The sequence below is a fragment of the Streptococcus suis genome (assembly GCF_002960445.1).
In the GTDB taxonomy this organism is placed as follows: Bacteria; Bacillota; Bacilli; order Lactobacillales; family Streptococcaceae; genus Streptococcus; species Streptococcus hyiners.
The window spans coordinates 1-282 of the sequence record NZ_POJD01000417.1 but is presented as its reverse complement, the minus strand read 5'-3'; the positions used below and the strand labels follow the sequence as shown (position 1 = coordinate 282).

The 282-nt window shown below is 40.4% G+C and carries 1 protein-coding gene; it reads left to right on the top strand.

What is annotated here, in order from left to right:
- Positions 1 to 55: 55 nt before the first annotated feature.
- Complete coding sequence (locus C1G53_RS12335; RefSeq protein ID WP_012027655.1) at positions 56 to 244, top strand: helix-turn-helix transcriptional regulator; 189 nt, start codon at positions 56 to 58, stop codon at positions 242 to 244.
- Positions 245 to 282: the final 38 nt, after the last annotated feature.

The window sequence follows — 282 nt, the reverse complement described above, 5'->3', positions numbered from 1 at the left end:
TCCTCTCATTTTTAGCCAAGTATGTCAGATATAATTGACATAGAAAGGAGGGCACATGAACCGTGTCAAAGATTATCGCCTATTGCTTGGGATTTCCCAGCTGGATCTGGCCAAGGCTATCGGCGTATCCAGGCAGACCATCAATATGATTGAAAACAACAAGTACAACCCCTCGCTAGACCTCTGTATCAACCTAGCCAAAGCTTTACAGACTGACCTTAATAGTCTCTTTTGGAATCAATAAGGAGTTCATCATGAAAGATATTTTTACAAAAATTCTCA